Genomic DNA, 19065 nt, shown 5'->3' with positions numbered 1-19065 from the left:
CATTTAAACCGCACATCATGAGGTTAAGCAACAAATTAGCTTTCCCCTCTCCCCGTCTCCCTTTCCCCCCGTCTCCCCGTCTGTCTAGTATAGTAATTTAGATGCTTAATAGCTTACCCTTTATCCTTCTTTTTTATATTATAAAGTTATTAACTTTATAGATTGAAATAATATCGTTTTATTCTCTATGCTTAGAGTTAATAAAAGTTGTAATGATTGTTTAAACAAAAAGTTTATTTACTGTTTTTTAAACCAACAACCACAGAGTCCCTTACCTTGTTCCTTAACCAAAGCGGTTTGATGGGTGTGCTATCACACCAGAAAAACTCCCTATTTCACTCTTAAACTGATGCAAGAGTGCCTTTAAAAACATTATCGCTCCAAGGAAGAACTTATGTTACCCGCAGCTATTTCCTATGACCTAAAGACTGATCAAAAAAGCTCTATTGAATTAAACAGAGATATATTGGTAACAACAATAGAGTCAAAAGAACAGTATTTATTAGAAAGCATTATTCAAGGAAATCCCCAAGCTTTTTGGCAATTATGGTTACTTTACGAAAAGTATCTTTACCGTCGCTGTCAAATGTGGATGGGAGGTAATGAGATAGATGCAGAAGAAGCCTTAAGTCAGGCCAGATTAAAAGCATGGGAAAAATTACCAAACTACGCTTCTAAAATTACTAATCCCAAAGCATGGTTAACTCGTATGACTCATAATCTTTGCGTTGATGTTCATCGAAAACGTCAAAGAAGTGCCAACAATACAGACAGCATTGAAGAAATGGCCGTAACAGATCCCAACATCCTTGCTTCTAACTCAGATTCTCCTGAATCAGTTATTCTTAATGATGAGCTAAAAATTTGTATCCAGCAAGCTATAAATTCCCTTCCTCCTAGACTCCGAGATGTTTGGAGTCTTTATTATTACTATCAAATCTCTTATGCAGATATTGCTCAAAGATTAATGCTTTCCAAGGATAACGTTTATAAACGAATTCAACAAGGTCGAATTATTTTACAAAAGCAGTTAAATAAATATTTTTCAGGAGTGAATACCCCTGTGAAAAATCAACTGGCAACAGAGAAAATATCAAAAAAATACCAACAAAATCAAGTTTCCAATTACCCAGGTACAAAAGTTATGAATATCGCCTTATCCCCTCACTCTTTTCCAACTAAGGAGTGTCATAAAACTAATACAAACTGCTATCAGGAATACCCCATAGAACTCATCAATTATCAGGTAACAGCCTTATGTCTAGACACACTTTCGTTGGCTCTATAACCCTAGACAAAACTTAATGAGGAAAAATCAATATTAACCTAAATTATCAGGTAACAGCCTTATGTCTCAAAATACTTTCGCTCGCTCTTTTACCATATCCCAAGCTTCAGGAGTAGAAGTCAATATTAACTTAGTCTTATCCTCTAAACCAGTCAGAGAAGCACAAAAACTAAAAACATTAACCAAGTATGTTAAACAATATCCTTCTGGATGGAAAAAACGCTTAGAATTAGCTGATTTGCTTTACTCTATGGGAAAGTGGACTGAAGCTGTTGAAGAATACAAATTCGTGATTGAGCGACAACCCCAATTGATTCCAGTCAAATTAAAATTAGGGAAGATTTTACAATTAATGGGGAAAGAAAAAGAAGCCATAGAAGTCTATAAAAGTGCCTTGTCTAAGGTTTCTAATCTCAATTTTTCGACCCCAACATCATCGAATGTTACTCAGTCTAATTTAGCGACGCAATCTCATATTATTGGTTTAATAGAAGTGTGTCGTCATAATTTTCAGTTAGCCGTTGAAGCCTTCGATAAAGCGACTACCTTAGAACCATTAAACCCCTCCCATTGGTTAGCCTTGGGACAAGTTCAAAGAGCCATAGGAAATAATCTTGATGCCTTAAGAGCATTTGAAACGATTTTATCCCGCTATCCTGATGACATTATTGCCCTAATTAATATTTATGATACTCTTATAGCATTAGGAAAAGAGCAAAATAAAGTGCCATCCCACCACAACTTTTTTGTTCAGGAACAAAAGAGAGAAAGCGAAAGTAACTCCCTTGAGTTTATCGATAATATATGGAACAAACGAGCAAAAAAAATATTAAATCAAGCCATCACTTTAGCACCATTAAATTATCAAGTTCTCAAACGACAGATAGAATATCGTTGCCGAATTAAACTTGTTTTAGGGACAGAAGGAAAACAGACAAAACAACTCATCAATAGTTTTTTAAAACTCGCTCCCAATTCAACCTCAGGTTACCAGTTAAAAGCTTATTATTATCAGGTTAGAGGAGAACTAGAACAAGAGAGAAAATCGTAATTAAATGCCCAACAATATTCAACAGAAAATTTCATTTTAGACCTCTTGCAAAAATAATTCGTGCTAAAAATCTAGATTATTTTGATAAGGCAGGTATGAGAACAGGATTTAGTATTATTTCAAAATTCTGAAGCTCCTTGCTCCTTGATAGTAAATTTTTTGCAGTCATCTTTTGGGAAATTTGGCGATCGCAAATCTCGGTTGAGATTGACTGTTTTTATTATGAATTGTTTTTTATTGAAATACAATATACAATTTAACGATAGATTGTATCTAATAAATTGACAATCATGAATAAATTCGAGAGTATGTACACCTTCACCCAAGTGGTAGAAAAGGGGAGTTTTGCAGAAGCAGCCAGAAAAATGAACCTATCCCGTTCTAGCGTCAATAAACTGGTGATTCAGCTAGAAAATCATTTAGGGGTGCAATTGCTCTATCGTACCACCCGTCAAGTCACCCCCACAGATACTGGGAAAGCGTTTTATAAACGATGCTTGGATATTCTTAGTAGTGTAGAAGAGGCAGAATTAGCGGTTTCGGAGCAACACAGGGAACCGAAAGGAATTTTGAGAATTAATGCACCCATGTCTTTTGGTATGTCCGTGTTAGGTTCTAAAGTAGCAGAATTTATGAGCAGATACGAAAAAATAAAAATTCAATTGACCTTAGAAGACCGTTTTGTTGACCCCATTAGTGAAGGTTACGATCTAGTTATTCGCATTGGTTCATTACCTGATAGTTCTAGTTTAGTAGTCAATCCTATTACTATTATTCCTCGTGTTATTTGTGCTGCTCCCAGTTACTTAAATCTTCGAGGAATTCCTGAAAAAATTAAAGATTTAAAACATCATTCTTGTTTGCATTATGGTTATTTATCCAGTGGTGGTCAATGGGAATTTATTGAGCAAGAAAAAGAAGAAAAAGTATCTGTTGAAGGAGTTTTATGTTGTAATAATGGCGAAGTATTAAGAGATGCTGCTATCAAAGGATTAGGAATTGTTATTTTACCGACTTTTATTGTTGAAGAAGCTTTAAAAAATGGAGAATTACAAACTATTTTATCTCACTATAAACTTCCTGAATTAACCTTGTCAATTGTTTACCCTATTAATCGTCATTTGTCAACCAAGATTCAATTATTTACACAATTTTTACAAGAGTGTTTTAAATAATTATAACGTTTTAATTAATATATCTTTATGAGCATTTTTTTATAGTTCTACAGTGAGCAATGTTAATAGAGAAATCTTATTCAGAAACTATTTTAAACATTGCCCATCTGACGTTTATTGATTAATTAAACAACTATCGAGTATGAGGTTCCATAAAATTAATTTCTGGACCAAGGGGAACAACACCTGTGGGATTAATTGTTTTATGGCTTTCGTAATAATGTCCCTTAATGTGAAGAAAATTCACCGTCTCTGCAACCCCTGGTGTTTGATAAAGATCCCTCAAATAATTCCATAAATTAGGATAATCAACAATGCGACGTAGATTACACTTGAAATGTCCCACATAAACAGGATCAAATCTTACTAGAGTAGTAAACAATCTCCAGTCCGCTTCGGTGATTTGTTCTCCCGTCAAATAACGCTGCTTAGATAGTATTTCTTCCAGCCAATCTAAACTATCAAATAAAGGTTTTAAAGCCTCTTCATAAGCCGTCTGTGTGGTAGCAAAACCGCATTTATAGACCCCATTATTGACAGTATTGTAAATACGTTCATTAAGAGAATTAATCTTGTTTCTCAAGGGTTCGGGATAGTAGTCTCCTGGTTTTGCACCTATCTGATCAAAAGCACTGTTAAACATCCGAATGATTTCCGAAGATTCGTTATTAACAATGGTTTGAGTCTGTTTATCCCAAAGAATCGGTACTGTAACCCGACCAGTGTATTCTCGATCAACTTTAGTATAAATTTCATAGAGATATTCAGAGTTGAACAAAGGATCAGCAATTACCCCTTCCCCTGGTTCAAAAGTCCAACCATTTTCAGCCATATACCAATGAACCACTGAGACTGAGATCATTTCTTCGAGTCCTTTGAGAGTCCGAAAGATTAGAGTACGATGGGCCCAAGGACAAGCTAAAGAAACATAAAGATGATAGCGATCGCTTTCCGCTTTAAAACCACCATTACCAGTGGGGCCTGGACTTCCATCAGCAGTTATCCAGTTACGAAACTGAGAAGCTTGACGAACAAACCGCCCCTCGGTTTTGCTGGTATCGTACCATTTGTCATGCCAAATACCGTCAATTAACAGACCCATAATTTTTCTCCAAAATATTTTATTAAATTTTTCTCTACATCTCTCAGGATAGATTGTTTCTTGAAAAAAGAGAATAGGTTATTTTATCAACGTATTGTCCACTAAAAATTGACAATTCAACAAAATGTGACCGAGGCTTCTGCCTCGGAAGGCAGGAGGCAGGAGGCAGGAGGCAGGAGGCAGGAGGCAGGAGGGTTTTTCTTCATCCCTTCCCCCTCTGGGTACAAGCCCCGTCTTTTAAGACGGAAGGGATTTGGTGGGAGTGCAAGCTCCCTCCAAACAATAAACCTCCTGCCTTCTGCCTTTCAACTCCTGCCTCTTTCTGACTTGTTATATGAAATCGGCCTAATTAGTAAACGTTAAAACTGCTATGGTAAATACCATCCTCCCCCGCTTCCCCTGCCAACCTAAGTTTAAGGTATGCTATTGAACAGGATTTCATCTTAGCTGCGATCGCCGTTAGATATTAGATAACCTCTCTGTCTAACAACAAAAAATTTATGGTACAAATCCCTGATAATGAGAACAAGGCTATATTCAAAGCTATAATGAATGTGTCATTTTCCATTTATATATTTAGGAGATTACATATGAATGTGGTGTTTTGTTTTGATAAAAACTATGAACAGCATTTTGGTGTAGCATTAACTTCTATGTTATTAAATAACACAGAAAATAATATTAATGTATATATCATAACGGATATTATAGAAAAAGAATTAAAACAAAAATTAGATTCTCTCAGTAAAAATTATAAATGTTCATTTGATTGTTATACCATAGAGGATTCAGATAAGCTTAAAGATGTTAAAATATCGGGTCATATTTCCAAAGCAGCATATTATAGATTGATGATACCTGATATTCTTCCTCAAAATATTAATAAAGTTATTTATTTAGACTCTGATATTGTAGTGAAATCTTCTCTAGAAGAACTTTATCAAGTTAACGTTGATAATTATTTTCTCGCTGCTCAAGGAGCAAGAAAAAAACGTTATTTCAACAGTGGAGTTATGGTTCTCAACTTGGAACAATGGAGAAATGAAAAAATATCCACAAAAGTATTAGATTGGGCTAGAGAAAATAAAGACAAGTTACGATTTTGGGATCAAACTGCTTTGAATAATATCATTGGTGGTAATTTTGTAACGATTGATAGAAAATGGAATATGGAAGTGGATTTGACCCGAAAAAAAACTCAAAAACTGAATAATACTTCTGATTTTGATAATGCTAAGATAATTCATTTTGTTGGTGGTAGAAAACCTTGGTATTTTTGGGTTCTTGATAAAAGAAAAGATATATATGATGATTATTTACAGAAATCATTATGGTCAAAACCCAAGTTACAAAAAATTTTTCAGCAAATTGGATATATTTTAAAAAAGCTGTGATATTCTCTCCTTTCTGGACTATTCTGACATCTTGCACCTTCGATAAAAGTAGCTAGTTTAGAGAGGGAACTTCTTAACAGGGAACGGGGAACAGGATTTATTTTGACTGTAACTACTTGAGAATTTATGAAAGTTTCTTTTGTTGTTGAGTTTTCCTGTACTGGTGCAAGATATCAGCAGAAGGAATAATAGCTAGATATAATCTTAAATAGCCAATTATGAACAATTTAAAAGCTAAATAATCTTATTTCTCAACTTTTTTCTCCCCTCTTACCTCCTGGGAGGGGTTAGGGGTGGGTTTCCCCTTCTTGTTTCCAACCTGGATTATAGCCAATTACTAATGTTGTAATCTCTTCAGAAATCAAAAGATTCACAAGATAACGACTAGCTTTATGAAGATAATCATCGATTTTTTGATTTCGATATCTAGTCAGACGACGAATTCTTTGGGAACTTTATCCATTACTTTTAAGTAGGGTTTGCAATTTTGAGCAACGTTGGTTATAGAATTGATTTAAGCTTTTTAATGGTCTGCCATTAATAAACAAAGGGATAAAACCCGGTTGATTTGAAGTTACAGCCATCAAATTATCTACACCTCAGTCGATAGCAGCTATCTTGTTATTAGGTTTTAACAACTGTTCAGTTGCTTCATAGATTACCTCTATTAAGGTGGGGGGTGGGGATTGCTTTTTCTTGACATCCTCACGCGCCGTAAAACGGCGGTGATTCCTAAACCTCACGATTTAAGTTTCTGTTTCATTCACCGTTGCATACCATAGTTAAAAACCATGTACTGTCTTACACAGAGTCCACAGACTTTCACCCCCATTTCAGAGAGCCGATCCCGACAGTCCATCGGTACGGTTAGCTGTAATAGCTTTTTGTACTTGCTGCTTAGATATTTTACCTGTACAAGCTTTTATGTACAGAACCCTATATATCCAGTTTTCAAGGTGCTTTGCCTACTGCTTGGTTTTCGCTTTTCGGCTCTTCAACTATATCATGCAAAATATAAAGCCGTCCTAAAAGGACCGGGTTTCTACCTAAATTTTCGATGACCACTCAAAGTCAAAGACGGAACTGCCATGAGTAACCCCACAGCAGAATCAGCCTTTTGTACTCCCTCAATTAAACCGTGAATGTCTTGATCTTGCATCATTCAGTGAGACCTAATAACCGTTTCGTATGGACCACCGCCACCACTTTTACCGTATCACCATCCACTTGATAGATGACACGGTAAGTATATGCAGGTTGATCCCGAAAGGTCTCGTTATCCCCTTCGGCAATCAACTCTCCTGTTAACGGATTATCCTCCAACTGATTGGTAGCATCCAAAATCTGGCGTACTACCGCAGCAGCATAGGAAGGAGAATCACGGGCGATATAGGTCGCAATGGAATCAACATCTTCTACTGCTTTAGAAGACCAAATCACTCGATAAGCCATTTACTTAGTAGTCCCTCGACTTCTTCTTGTTGTAATATGGGTTCGCGTTCAGCGACCTGTAATCCTTGACGGATTTTTTCAAGAACATACAAATGATACTGGATATCTTCAATTGAACAATCATCTGGTAATTGATTCAAGATCGATTGGATTTTTTCTTTAATGGTATTCATAGGGGTGATTGACTTAATCTTTATAAAGTTAGGGATAATATCGGATTATTGGACACTCTCCCGTTAAATCATAGATTGTAACGCAAGATTCTTGCTTTTTTCAGATTACCTCTTAACTAGGCGATCAACCCTTTGATTCCTCCCTTACTAAGGAGGTTCCGGGGATCACCTTTTCTGGTTTCTATGGGTGAACAGGGGCTGCCCGACCGCACAAAATAATAGAAAATCTTTTTTTATCTTAGCCGCCCTTCTTCGTAACTTCCCTCACCGGATTTACGGGAAACTTCCTCAAGCCTCTGGTAAGGGGACGGCAATTATAGATACAATACCCTAGATAGCTAGAAATCTGAATTATTTTTTTAACTTTCCTTAACAAAGTCCATGCAAATTAGACGACGACCCCCCAACCCAGCTGTAGAAGTCGATATTTTACGTTACCAAGTGCCTGATCCCAATGGACAAGCTAACCATATTCTGGAAGAAATTGTCTGGCATAAGGAAAAGGAAGTGGAACGGATGCGGGAACGTCTTTCTTTATTGGAGTTACGTAAGCAAGAAAGAAATGTGCCACCAGCTAAAGATTTTTTGGGGGCTATTAGCCAAGGAAAAACCCAACCTGCTTTGATTGCGGAGGTGAAAAAAGCGTCCCCTTCTAAGGGTGTGATTCGAGAGGATTTTGATCCGGTGGCCATCGCCCAAGCTTATGTTAAAGGGGGGGCAAGTTGTCTTTCGGTGTTAACGGATAGTAAATTTTTTCAAGGGAGTTTTGATAACCTGTCTTTAGTACGTGAAGCGGTTGATATTCCTTTGCTATGTAAGGAGTTTATTATTTATCCTTATCAAATTTATTTAGCTAGGATTAAAGGGGCTGATGCTATTCTCTTAATTGCTGCTATTCTTAAAGATTCAGATTTACAGTATTTTATTAAAATTATTCGTTCTTTGGGGATGACTCCTTTAGTGGAGGTTCATTCTTTAGCAGAAATGGATCGGGTTTTGGCTATTGACGGGGTTTCTTTACTAGGAATTAATAACCGTAACCTGGAAACTTTTGAGGTTACTTTAGACACAACTAAAGAGTTATTAAACGCCCGTCGGGAGCAGATAAAGGAGAAAGGTATTTATATTGTTAGTGAATCCGGTATCCATACTTCCCAAGACTTACAACAGGTGAAAGAAGCAGGGGCTAAGGCTGTTTTGATCGGAGAATCTTTAGTTAAACAACCAGACCCAACCCAAGCGATCGTTGAATTATTTTCTTAAATAAGTTTGACACACTGTCTTTTGACCATTCATAGGAGTCATTAGTAGAATGAAGTTCCTAAGAAGAGTTTCATACTAACCCATAATGGCAACTAATTTTAAACCCGATGATTTAATTGATGTCCAAGCGACAGGAGAATGTGGTGGTGGAAAGCCAAAAAAACTAATTTCTTTTGGTATTACCCCAACCGGTTATATTGCTATTGGGATTGCACCAATGGGTATTGTTGCTATCGGTTTTGTTCCTATGGGTTTAATCTCGTTTGGGACGGTGGCCATGGGAACCATCGCTACAGGGTTAGTGAGTATGGGAGTGGTTTCGTTTGGTTTAGAAACTATGTCTGTTGTTAATTTGGGTACATGGCAAGTTGGGCCTGTAGAAATTCGTTCTGAACCCCATAATCATGATAATCATAAAGATCATGGCGATCATCATCAACATCACAATTAAAGTTTTAAGGGTTTAATGGGTTGGTGATTGCTCATTTTCCCTTTATTAATCTTTTTTCTGGCAATTTAAAGGTAAAAAAGCCTATTTTTATAGAACAAAAGTAAGAAATAAATCTTAAATTTAGCAACTATTAATTGTGAATAATCAATTGTTAAGATAGAAAATAATTATAACTGTTTTTAATTTAAAAAATTAGATAAATGGGGAATCTTCGATATTATGGTATTCTTTCCCTCTTAATTTCCTAGTCTGCTATTAACCATATTACAAAGAAGAGAAAGTCTGAAGTTTATTGAAGCGGAAATTTAAGCAGAAATTGAAACTATCAGCATAGCTATTAGCAAGAATGTTAACAGTTGATATAAACAAAATTTCCAAGGACTGGAAACTTTAGCTTTAAAATTATCTAAGTTACCAGAGTTAGAAAAAACTGAAGCATTAGCATTAATTTAAAAAAATTCACATGGTTTCATAAAAATTTACATTACTAATGCTCAGGGTATAATTGTGGATGCTTATCCAACAACTAAGCAACTCGAAGAGACATTAAAAGGAATAAATATTAATAATATTATTTCCTTGGAAAAATTAGCCACTACCACAAAAAAATCAAATTACTGAAGTTAATATTGATGAGTCTGGTTTTATACCTTTCAAGATAATCTTGATAGTTTATTCTCCATACAAATAACCACATCTCCTGAATTATCAGAAAAACTTAACCAAGAATAGGCAAAAGTATGGCATGATTTAAAAAAGACTATGATCACCAAAGATTTACGTGAATTTACGGAATGCTTACGGCAATGAGGGCAAGAATTTAATAGTGATAACTTAGCTAAAACTCTATAAAGTTTTCCCGATTTAGTGTGATCATTAAAATAGTAAGTTAATCTAAACCTGTTTCTTAACTATATAAAAAAAATGAAAATTTTAGAACCTTTTAATCCTGAACAATTCTTAATTTTAGTTGTAGATGATATGCGCAAAAATCTACAATTATTAATTGAAATTCTAGATACATATGGTTATGGAACCACTTTTGCCCTCTCAGGTAAACAAGCATTAGAACGGGTGAAAATGACAGAACCAGACCTAATTTTGTTAGATTTAATAATGCCAGAAATCAACGGGATTGAAGTATGCAAAAAACTGAAAGAAGATGAAAATACAGCGCAGATTCCTGTCATTTTTTTAACGGCTGCCAGCGAAAGTAACTATCTACTTAATGCCTTTAAAGCCGGTGCAGTTGATTATGTAACAAAACCTTTTAGAACTCCCGAACTCTTAGCGAGGATTAAAATACATTTAGACCTAAAAAGAACTAAAGATGAATTAGAAAAAGCCTACGAAGAAATGAAGCGTATTGCAGCTACAGACGAATTAACAGGTATTCCTAACCGTCGTTCAATTTTTAACTTTGGTAAACAAGAATTTTCCCTTAGTAAACGCTATAACTCTCCTTTTTCAGTACTGATGATCGATGTTGATAAATTTAAAACAATTAATGATACTCATGGTCATGATATAGGAGATGAAGCTCTAAAAATGATGGTCAATGTTACCCTCAATTGTCTTCGCAAAGTAGACTATATTGGGCGACTGAAAACCGAAGAAGAAGCCTTAAAACAACAAGCCCGTTTGGCACAATTAGAAACCCTAACTCAACAAAGCGATTTAGAAGCACATTTAGGGCGATTAGGGGGAGAAGAATTTGTTGTTGTTTTGCCCCAGACTGATTTAAAAGGAGCTTATATAGCGGCCCAGCGTGTTTGCAAAGCCATGCCTAAAGAAAGTTTGCTGGTAAAAAAGACATTACCGCTTCATACCATCCCGATTATTGGACTAGTTCTTAGAGAAATTAATCCTATGGCTGGTATTCTATTCTTCTATCCAACTGTTAAGATTACTGTGAGTATCGGCGTAGCTACCTATGACCCCAAAGACGAAAAAATGGATGATTTGCTTAAACGGGCTGACTTGGCTCTTTTTGCAGCTAAAGAGAATGGCAGAAATCAAGTAGCCATTATGCACAATGACAAGTTAAAACTTAGTCAATAGTTGTTCGCAATGGATAATGGATAATGAATAATTACCTTATCTTAAAATAAAAGAAACCGAAATTATTGAATTATCAATTTTTAATTAATAAGTTATTTTGTATTCTTGGTTTAAATGTTTAATACTTTAACTAGAAAGTTAGTTTCAATTCTTACCTTTGCTGTATTTTTAAATTTAGGCAATAATTACCTAGTGATTGCTGCTACCCTAGAAGAAATTAAAGAAAGAGGAAAGTTAATTGTTGCTGTTAAAGATAATATTCGTCCTCTCGGGTTTCTAGACCAAGAAAACCAATTACAAGGGTTAGAAATCGATCTTGCTAAACAGTTAGCTCAAGATATTTTAGGTGATCCTCAAGCTCTCATTTTACAACCAGTTAGTAATCAAGAACGTTTGCAAAAAGTTATTGATGGAGAGGTCGATTTAGCAATCGCCCGAGTTACTATTAATGCTTCTCGCAGACGTTTAGTTAGTTTTAGCCCCTACTATTATTTAGACGGCACAGGTATCATTACTAATAATCCACGCATTCGTGCCTTAGATCATCTCTCCGCATCGAAAATTGCTGTTATTGAGCGATCGAGTACAATTGCTGTTATCCGCGAGCAACTCCCTCAAGCAAAACTGATCGGGGTTAAGTCTTATCAAGAAGCCATGACTTTACTTGAGACAGAACAAGTGGCTGCTTTTGCTGCTGATAATAGCATTTTAACGGGTTGGGTACAGCAATACCCCCAATATTATCGCCTACCAGTTCGTTTATCCGGGGAAGCTTTAGGGGTGGTTATGCCGAAAGGATTGCAGTATGCTAGTTTACGGAGTCGTGTTAATCAAGCTGTTGGTCGTTGGAAAGCGTCTGGATGGTTGGCTAAACGTCTGGAGTATTGGGGACTTCCTTAAAGAAGTAAACCGACCCTAACCCTAACCACCCCGAACCTCTCTCAGGAGGGGAAGTCAGAGGTCAGAAGTCAATTCTGATAGAACGAGGATTATTATGAGTGAAGTATTGCCAATTGTTTATTTGTCAGGGATTGTTATTTTTTTGGGGGGATTAGCTATTTTTCTCTTCTTACAAATTATCAAAACCCGTCGCACAGAAAATCGGTTCTATAAGTTACAGAAAAAGCTACAAAACGAAAAAGGAACTGCACAGGAGTATTATGAGTTAGCTAGTTTATATCTAGATAAAAAATTATATGTCCAAGCGGTTAATCTTTTACAAAAAGGGTTCAAAACCGGAGCAAAAATTGAACCAGAAAATAAAGCTTTGATGTACAATGCTTTGGGGTTTGCTTATTTTTCTCAAGAACAGTTGGATCTGGCTATTCGTAATTACAAAGATGCCATTAAACTCTATCCTGATTATGTCATCGCCCTCAACAATTTGGGCAACGCTTATGAGAAAAAGCAAATGATTGCTAAAGCAGTTGAAGCCTACGAGGAAACTTTGCAATTTGACGAGAATAATAAGATTGCTAAACGTCGGGCTGAGTTATTAAAGAAACGCCTAGTTTCATCAACATAACATGATCCTAACAACAAGTTACCCGCCTACGGAGGCGGGTTAATCAGTGTACAAAGGATATGGACTCCTAGAAATCTAAATGAATTGGCTAGATAGTGACTAACTAAAGTGTATACTTGCTCACAATGCTTTTTTAATAACTCAACATCCTCTTTCCGACTCAGGTGTTGATCATGGCTCTTACCCTAACACCTCTTTAAAAAATAGGCTAAAAAGTTGCGGGCAATACCATCGTGTCTTTTTTGAATGTTGGTGTTAAAAACACTGTGTCGATCCGAGCAGATAGCACAAACTCTAATCGATTCCTTTTTGAGAAGCTTTGGTGTACTTCTTTGTGCTTGTCTTTATACTAACATCAACCTTAGAAAAAAGCTTAATTTTTGTTACAAAACTTCAAGAAAGCTGATTATATATTTAGGTATATTTAGGTAGGGGTCATTTCATTTATCATTTAACATTCGTTTGGAAGTAGGCTTGAAACCTCTCCCAAACTTCTTTCTCCCTAAAGGAAGAGGCTTGAAACCAAAATGTTCAATGTTCAATGTTTGGTCAACTGATGTAGTCTAAGTTGATGAAAATGATACTACCAAGGAAGAGGACTGCCATCCCAGGAAAAGAATTTTCCGGTATCATTTTCTGTTAAGTTATCAATAATCTTTAATAACTGGTTAACTGTTCTTTCTACAGAAAATAACTTTTCTGGGGGAACATTTTTTTGAAAAGGTTTAGATAAGTCTGTATCCGTTGTCCCTGGATGTAAGGCAACAACAACAGTGTGGGGACAAGTCCGTTTATATTCAATAGAAATGTTTTTTAGGAACATATTAAGGGCTGTTTTTGAGGCACGATAACCATACCAACCCCCAAGATAGTTATCACCAATGCTGCCTACTTTAGCACTAACAGCAGCAAAAATACTAGGCTCAGAATGACGGAAAAAAGGTAACAAATACTTTGCCAATAATACCGTAGCAATACTATTAACTTGAAAATAAGTTAATAAATTTTTGCTATTAATATGGCGTAAACTTTTTTCTGGTTTAATATTATCTTTTTGGAGAAATCCAACACAATTAATAAATAAATGTAGATTAGATATTTCCTGCTTTAATTGTCTAGATAAATTGTTTATTTGTTCTTCTTCAGTAACATCTAACTGGAATAAATTAAGGCAAGAAGAATACTCTAGTTGTAACTTAAATAAATCTTCTGCGTTTTCTTTGTTTCCATAGGTTGCATAAACTTTAATATTATTTTTTTCTTTAAGGAGGGTTTTAACAAAGCCAAACCCGATGCCTCTAGATGCTCCTACAATGAGAATATTTTGCTGTATATTTGAGCTATTCATAAGTTAGAGATAATATTTATTTTAATATCTAAAAGGAATGGGAACAAGGAAAGGGAAAAAGGGAAAAAGAGAACAAACAAAATTCCTAACAAAAATTTTTATTGCTATAGGCTGTAAAAATAAAGATGCTTGTGTTATACTGTTCATGAATCAAATGAAAACCCAGACTAATTTTTTAGATTATAAGAACATAAAAAAGCTAATTTACACTCTTGACAATTGGGCTTTCTTGCTTTACAAATTTGACGACCGTGATAAATAATCCGAATAGAAAAATTTTCCCAATCTTTTTGAGGTAACAAAGCAATTAAATCTTTTTCTATTTTAACAGGATCACTCTTTTCTGTTAACCCTAATCTTTGACTTAAACGCTTGACATGAGTATCCACTGTGACCCCTGCATTAATACCAAAAGCATGAGCTAAAACCACATTAGCGGTTTTTCTAGCAACTCCAGGTAATAATAATAATTCTTCCATTGTTTGAGGAACCTTCCCGTTAAAATCTTCAACAATTTTTTGACAAGCTCCTTGAATATTTTTGGCTTTATTACGATAAAATCCAGTAGAACGGATTATGGTTTCTAATATTTCTCGATCTGCATTAGCTAAAGCGATCGCATCAGGAAAGCGAGCAAATAATTCAGGGGTTACTTTATTAACCCGTTCATCAGTACATTGTGCTGATAAGATAGTTGCCACTAATAATTGTACTGGGGTTTCGTAGGTTAAACTACAAGTAGCATAAGGGTAAAGTTGTTTAAGAATACTGAGTATTTCTAAGGCTTTTTTTTGTTGCTTTAATGTTTTCATAAAAAATACTCTTGTTTATAGGTTAACAGGAGAAGCATCTATAATAGGTGAATGCCTACTAATTTTCTTCTCTCTCAGATTCAAAGTATTGTTGTATATTGGCTTTATTTTCTTCTCTGTCAGATTCAAAATATTGTTGTATATTGTGATTATTTTCCCCTTCTTGAGAAGGTTTTTCTTGGCTAGGTTGAGAAGGGATATTAGGGACAACGATAGAAGGATTTGAAGATTGTTCCTCATTTGTCTCTTTAAGTTCCGACGACTCCGGTGGTGGTTCAACGGGAATAGGAACTGCTTTGGTGGGTTCGGGAATGGGACTTAGAATAGGAGACGCTTCGATGGTAGGACTAGGAGAGGGTTTAACTTCTGGAATAGGAGAGGATTTAACTTCTGGAATGGGAGACGCTTCGATGGTAGGAGTGGGAGAATGTTCAACTTCTGGAATGGGGGATGCTTCGATAGTAGGAGTAGGAGTAGGTTTAACTTCTGGAATGGGAGTGGGAGTAGTAGACGGTTGCGATCGCCTATTATTAATCCGTCGACGGGGACTGGGTTTGGGTGGAGAAAATTCTGGGGTTGGGGTTCTTTCTGGAGACTGAGGTAAGACGGAAGGGGAAGAAGTGGGTTGTGATCGCTCTTTGGTCCCTAAAACGATCCCTAACATCAACCCTCCCATGATGGCACTTGCTGCTAAAAAAGATCCCAAGGCCAACAAGGCCCAAGGGGGTTGGTTTTCTGGGGTGGTAGTAGTAGAGGTTGGTGGGGATGTTAAAGATAAATTTTGTTGGCCAACAGCTATGGTTGCTCCTGTGGGAAGGGTGTGGGAAACCTGTAGAGCATTCAACATTTCCGTGGCAGTAGAAAAGCGATCACGGGGATGAAAACGAACTGTGCGATCGATAATATCCGCCAAGTTAGACTTAATATTTGGAGCTTCTTTTCGCCACAAAACCTCCCCCGTATTGGGATCAGTAGCTAAATATTGAGGGGTTTTTCCCGTGAGTAAAAAGACGGCCGTGAGTCCTAAACTATACAAGTCACTGGAGACGATGGGACGACCAGCAGCTTGTTCGGAGGCCATATAACCAGGGGTTCCCAGTCCCACAGAATAGGGAGTATTGCCATTACTGTGAACCATTGTTGCCACGGTTTCCTTAACGATACCAAAATCAATTAAAACCGGTTTTTGATCCTCACTACGAAGAATAATATTATCTGGCTTAAGATCACGGTGAATAATGCGACGACTATGGATATAATCAAGTACAGGTAAAATACCGATTAATATCTCTTCTACTTCCTTAGGCGATAAGTTCCCTTGTCGTTGATGAATTTGAGTTAAAGTTTCTCCTTTGATCCATTCTTGTACTAGATAAAAGTCTCCTCCTTCGGAAAAATAAGCGTATAGTGCAGGAATTTGGGGGTTTTTTTCGCCTAATTCTTCTAAAATTGCTGCTTCTTTGGCAAATCTTTCCTTTAACCAATCAGGAATAATGTGAGAGCGAACCGCAGGTTTAAGTTGTTTGATAACACATTTTTTGGCGGAGGGTAAATGGGTATCGATGGCGAGAAATGTTTCTCCAAACCCCCCTTTTCCTAAGCTTTCAAGAACTTGATAACGATTATTGAGTATTAATGATAATGACAAGGTATCCCCTCCATTGCCCTAGTCAAACAAATCAAGCTTTATTCTACCTAATATCATCACGAACATTTTAACCTAATGTCGGGCAGAATTACCTTATCCACCCTTAGGTTAGGGATGAATGCCCGACCAGTAAACAAACTCAGTAGATCACAAAGATCCTATCTGGGATTCCCGGATTTCTCACAAATTAATTTGAAAGCCCAATTAAGAGATGACAAATGAGAATTTTTAGGACTAATAGAAAATTTTAAGACAGATGAATAAAAAAATTAATTTTGATTATCTAAAGACTAAGCTTAAGAGAGAATAATTGAATTCGTTTTTGATTGTTTTCACGACAAATAGGACTGGATAAAAGTATCAGTCAGTCAACAAATTATGATAATTGTCTTTTTTAAAATACAACTTATTCTACTTATCCAGTATCAGGAATAGTTTGAATTCTTTTGTTAGCGATTGCTAAAATATCTTGATAAGGACAAGCAGTAGCTATGGCGATAATAATTCGCCTAGAACTAATAGTTATTCTGGCTCCCAATTTGAGAAGATTAAGACGAATTCTTCCTACAGTTGCTTTAGCTAATAGAGTTTTTTTTAAACAGTTTTGACGAAAAGCATTTATGAGAACATAAGCCCAGGAATGTATCCATAATCTTAGTTGATTACTTTGAAATGTTTGAGTTGACGTTCTATCAGCTAACAAGTCTAATTGTTGTTCTTTTATCCGATTTTCCATCTCGCCTCTCGGGCAGTATTTTTTTGTATAAAGTTTTGATGGTGGGATTTTTGAAGCGGGCAAAGATGTTACCACATGACGAATTTTTAAGCCATCACTTCCATAGCAAACTTTTGTCACTACCCTTCTTTGACAACTCCAAGTCTTTTCTGTTTGGTAACAAATAGAACGATACCAAGTAGAAATTGGGACAATTTTTTTGATTTCTTCTAAATCTTCATTTTTCTGAAAATACCTATCCATTAATTCAGTTATGGGAGCTAGTTTTTGTTCATATTCATGTTTTGCTTTTTCAATAACATCAGATGCCCGTAACTTAAGAACATTATTTGTTCCCATAGCTATCACATAATCAACTTGGGGCTGTTCTTCACAAAAATGGAAGATTTCTTCACGAGAGTATGCACTATCACCCCTAACTAGGATGTGAGTATTTGTCCACTTTTCTCTAATTAATCCGATTATTCTTTGTAATTCTTCTAAGGCTCCATCCGCAGGATCTACATTAGATGAACGAAGTTTAGCTCCTAATAAATGATGTCCACAAAAAATATATAAAGGAGCATAACATACTCCGTGATAATAACTATTAAAAAATGCCCCTTCTTGATTACCATGTACTTGATCATCTGTGACATCCATATCTAATACAATACTTAAGGGAGGTTTTTTATAAGACTCTAAAAAAATCTCAACAAAAGCTTTTCCAATTTCTTCAAAATTGGCTTCTATTTTATGATAACGACTCGTTTTTTGGTTGAGAATAGTTTCAGGGCAATATTCTAATCTATTAATTGTACTTTTTCCAGCTAAGACCCCTTGATTTGATTGAATCCAATCAAGTCTTTCTAAGGCTATCTTAAGGGCAGGATCATAGCGTAATTTGTCATGGTCATTGACATCTTCATAGCCTAAAATAATTCCATAAAGCCTTTGCGCCAACAACTGATGAACCGAATGATCTACATAAGATGGATGCCGATGATCTTGAAAACAGTTAGCCAACTTCTCCGTAATTCCCAGTTTTTTATCTAACTCAGCTATCCAAACAATTCCTGCATCTGAAGTGATTAGTCCTCCATCAAAATTAGCAATCATCTCTTTTCCTTTCTGTTTACTAAAGTTGATTGCTTGACGAATTGTTAGAGGATGATGGGGACTCATTAAATCAGTTTGAGGGCAGTTGCTTTAATAATTAAATTATAGCATATTTTATTCAATCAATCTAGTATTATTAGAGATTATATTGATGTTTTTTGGGGTAAAATGAGTGATTAATTTATCGTTTTATCTTCGTCTAATTCAGGTTAATTTTAACTAAAAAGCTGACAACAGACTGTTGGTTAGGGAAATCCACAATCACACTGGTCAAACCCACTTCCTGTAAAGGTTCTCTGTTTTGCGATTGCAGATTTTGTGAGAAATGCGGGTAATATACTACCTAATCCGGCATTAAAAAATCATGATAACCGTATAAATATGGAATATTGATGAATTAATTGTGAATAAATATTAAGAGCTTTAGGTTTTTTGATTGATCTTGGGAATTCTATAGTTAGTCAGAGGAAGTAGAAATTCCTCATTTG

The 19065-nt window shown here is 35.8% G+C and carries 17 protein-coding genes; 9 read left to right on the top strand and 8 right to left on the bottom strand.

Features of this window, described 5'->3' with window-relative positions; translation table 11 throughout:
• Positions 1–394: 394 nt before the first annotated feature.
• From QNJ66_RS20445 to QNJ66_RS20435, 3 genes are all read left to right on the top strand, one after another.
• Positions 395–1288 (top strand): RNA polymerase sigma factor, encoded by an 894-nt coding sequence (locus tag QNJ66_RS20445; protein ID WP_300510254.1) that lies wholly within the window; start codon positions 395–397, stop codon positions 1286–1288.
• A gap of 61 nt (positions 1289–1349) precedes the next feature.
• Positions 1350–2339, top strand: coding sequence for a tetratricopeptide repeat protein (locus tag QNJ66_RS20440; RefSeq protein WP_300510252.1), 990 nt, complete (start codon positions 1350–1352; stop codon positions 2337–2339).
• Between the two features lie 308 nt (positions 2340–2647).
• Positions 2648–3514 carry a LysR family transcriptional regulator gene (locus QNJ66_RS20435; RefSeq protein WP_300510250.1) on the top strand — a complete coding sequence of 289 codons (867 nt, stop codon included), beginning with the start codon at positions 2648–2650 and terminating at the stop codon, positions 3512–3514.
• A 133-nt stretch (positions 3515–3647) separates the two neighbouring features.
• Here the strand turns inward: QNJ66_RS20435 and QNJ66_RS20430 are convergent, their stop codons facing one another.
• Positions 3648–4616, bottom strand: a complete 969-nt coding sequence (locus QNJ66_RS20430) for a glutathione S-transferase family protein (RefSeq protein WP_300510248.1) — start codon at positions 4614–4616, stop codon at positions 3648–3650.
• A gap of 500 nt (positions 4617–5116) precedes the next feature.
• Here QNJ66_RS20430 and QNJ66_RS20425 point away from each other — a divergent pair, with 500 nt between their 5' ends.
• On the top strand, positions 5117–6010 hold the full coding sequence (locus QNJ66_RS20425) for a glycosyltransferase family 8 protein (RefSeq protein WP_300510246.1): 894 nt from the start codon (positions 5117–5119) through the stop codon (positions 6008–6010).
• A 287-nt stretch (positions 6011–6297) separates the two neighbouring features.
• Here the strand turns inward: QNJ66_RS20425 and QNJ66_RS26255 are convergent, their stop codons facing one another.
• From QNJ66_RS26255 to QNJ66_RS20415, 3 genes are all read right to left on the bottom strand, one after another.
• The gene (locus QNJ66_RS26255; protein WP_366146301.1) at positions 6298–6453 is read right to left on the bottom strand and encodes a hypothetical protein; all 156 of its coding nucleotides are present in this window, start codon (positions 6451–6453) and stop codon (positions 6298–6300) included.
• Between the two features lie 715 nt (positions 6454–7168).
• Positions 7169–7462, bottom strand: a complete 294-nt coding sequence (locus QNJ66_RS20420; RefSeq protein ID WP_300510245.1) for a type II toxin-antitoxin system RelE/ParE family toxin — start codon at positions 7460–7462, stop codon at positions 7169–7171.
• A complete protein-coding gene (locus QNJ66_RS20415; protein ID WP_007311441.1) occupies positions 7447–7635 on the bottom strand; it encodes a hypothetical protein in 189 nt (62 codons plus the stop codon). The genes QNJ66_RS20420 and QNJ66_RS20415 overlap by 16 nt, the downstream gene beginning before the upstream one ends.
• Positions 7636–8016: 381 nt before the next feature.
• Here QNJ66_RS20415 and trpC point away from each other — a divergent pair, with 381 nt between their 5' ends.
• From trpC to QNJ66_RS20390, 5 genes are all read left to right on the top strand, one after another.
• Complete coding sequence (gene trpC, locus QNJ66_RS20410; RefSeq protein WP_300510239.1) at positions 8017–8898, top strand: indole-3-glycerol phosphate synthase TrpC; 882 nt, start codon at positions 8017–8019, stop codon at positions 8896–8898.
• An 85-nt stretch (positions 8899–8983) separates the two neighbouring features.
• The gene (locus tag QNJ66_RS20405; RefSeq protein ID WP_300510237.1) at positions 8984–9349 is read left to right on the top strand and encodes a hypothetical protein; all 366 of its coding nucleotides are present in this window, start codon (positions 8984–8986) and stop codon (positions 9347–9349) included.
• Positions 9350–10273: 924 nt separating this feature from the next.
• Complete coding sequence (locus QNJ66_RS20400) at positions 10274–11410, top strand: diguanylate cyclase (RefSeq protein WP_300510235.1); 1137 nt, start codon at positions 10274–10276, stop codon at positions 11408–11410.
• Positions 11411–11524: 114 nt separating this feature from the next.
• Positions 11525–12310, top strand: a complete 786-nt coding sequence (locus QNJ66_RS20395; protein ID WP_300510233.1) for a transporter substrate-binding domain-containing protein — start codon at positions 11525–11527, stop codon at positions 12308–12310.
• Positions 12311–12404: 94 nt separating this feature from the next.
• Positions 12405–12935, top strand: coding sequence for a tetratricopeptide repeat protein (locus QNJ66_RS20390; protein WP_300510231.1), 531 nt, complete (start codon positions 12405–12407; stop codon positions 12933–12935).
• 583 nt (positions 12936–13518) lie between these two features.
• Here QNJ66_RS20390 and QNJ66_RS20385 read toward each other — a convergent pair.
• From QNJ66_RS20385 to QNJ66_RS20370, 4 genes are all read right to left on the bottom strand, one after another.
• Positions 13519–14283: an SDR family NAD(P)-dependent oxidoreductase gene (locus tag QNJ66_RS20385; RefSeq protein ID WP_300510230.1), complete on the bottom strand. Its 765-nt coding sequence runs from the start codon at positions 14281–14283 to the stop codon at positions 13519–13521.
• Between the two features lie 167 nt (positions 14284–14450).
• Positions 14451–15095: an endonuclease III gene (gene nth, locus QNJ66_RS20380; protein ID WP_300510229.1), complete on the bottom strand. Its 645-nt coding sequence runs from the start codon at positions 15093–15095 to the stop codon at positions 14451–14453.
• 58 nt (positions 15096–15153) lie between these two features.
• Positions 15154–16743, bottom strand: coding sequence for a serine/threonine protein kinase (locus tag QNJ66_RS20375; RefSeq protein ID WP_300510228.1), 1590 nt, complete (start codon positions 16741–16743; stop codon positions 15154–15156).
• A 415-nt stretch (positions 16744–17158) separates the two neighbouring features.
• Positions 17159–18643: an IS1380 family transposase gene (locus QNJ66_RS20370; protein WP_300510227.1), complete on the bottom strand. Its 1485-nt coding sequence runs from the start codon at positions 18641–18643 to the stop codon at positions 17159–17161.
• Positions 18644–19065: the final 422 nt, after the last annotated feature.

It is taken from the genome of Crocosphaera sp., from assembly GCF_030064895.1.
In the GTDB taxonomy this organism is placed as follows: domain Bacteria; phylum Cyanobacteriota; class Cyanobacteriia; order Cyanobacteriales; family Microcystaceae; genus Crocosphaera.
Note: the sequence above shows the minus strand (reverse complement) of the source record. Positions and strands in the feature narration are given on the sequence as shown.

Coding starts and splice junctions, on each gene's coding strand:
- QNJ66_RS20445 (WP_300510254.1), top strand. CDS start 395: ATGTTACCCGCAGCTATTTCCTATGACCTAAAGACTGATCAAAAAAGC.
- QNJ66_RS20440 (WP_300510252.1), top strand. CDS start 1,350: ATGTCTCAAAATACTTTCGCTCGCTCTTTTACCATATCCCAAGCTTCA.
- QNJ66_RS20435 (WP_300510250.1), top strand. CDS start 2,648: ATGTACACCTTCACCCAAGTGGTAGAAAAGGGGAGTTTTGCAGAAGCA.
- QNJ66_RS20430 (WP_300510248.1), bottom strand. CDS start 4,616: ATGGGTCTGTTAATTGACGGTATTTGGCATGACAAATGGTACGATACC.
- QNJ66_RS20425 (WP_300510246.1), top strand. CDS start 5,117: ATGGTACAAATCCCTGATAATGAGAACAAGGCTATATTCAAAGCTATA.
- QNJ66_RS20420 (WP_300510245.1), bottom strand. CDS start 7,462: ATGGCTTATCGAGTGATTTGGTCTTCTAAAGCAGTAGAAGATGTTGAT.
- QNJ66_RS20415 (WP_007311441.1), bottom strand. CDS start 7,635: ATGAATACCATTAAAGAAAAAATCCAATCGATCTTGAATCAATTACCA.
- trpC (WP_300510239.1), top strand. CDS start 8,017: ATGCAAATTAGACGACGACCCCCCAACCCAGCTGTAGAAGTCGATATT.
- QNJ66_RS20405 (WP_300510237.1), top strand. CDS start 8,984: ATGGCAACTAATTTTAAACCCGATGATTTAATTGATGTCCAAGCGACA.
- QNJ66_RS20400 (WP_300510235.1), top strand. CDS start 10,274: ATGAAAATTTTAGAACCTTTTAATCCTGAACAATTCTTAATTTTAGTT.
- QNJ66_RS20395 (WP_300510233.1), top strand. CDS start 11,525: ATGTTTAATACTTTAACTAGAAAGTTAGTTTCAATTCTTACCTTTGCT.
- QNJ66_RS20390 (WP_300510231.1), top strand. CDS start 12,405: ATGAGTGAAGTATTGCCAATTGTTTATTTGTCAGGGATTGTTATTTTT.
- QNJ66_RS20385 (WP_300510230.1), bottom strand. CDS start 14,283: ATGAATAGCTCAAATATACAGCAAAATATTCTCATTGTAGGAGCATCT.
- nth (WP_300510229.1), bottom strand. CDS start 15,095: ATGAAAACATTAAAGCAACAAAAAAAAGCCTTAGAAATACTCAGTATT.
- QNJ66_RS20370 (WP_300510227.1), bottom strand. CDS start 18,643: ATGAGTCCCCATCATCCTCTAACAATTCGTCAAGCAATCAACTTTAGT.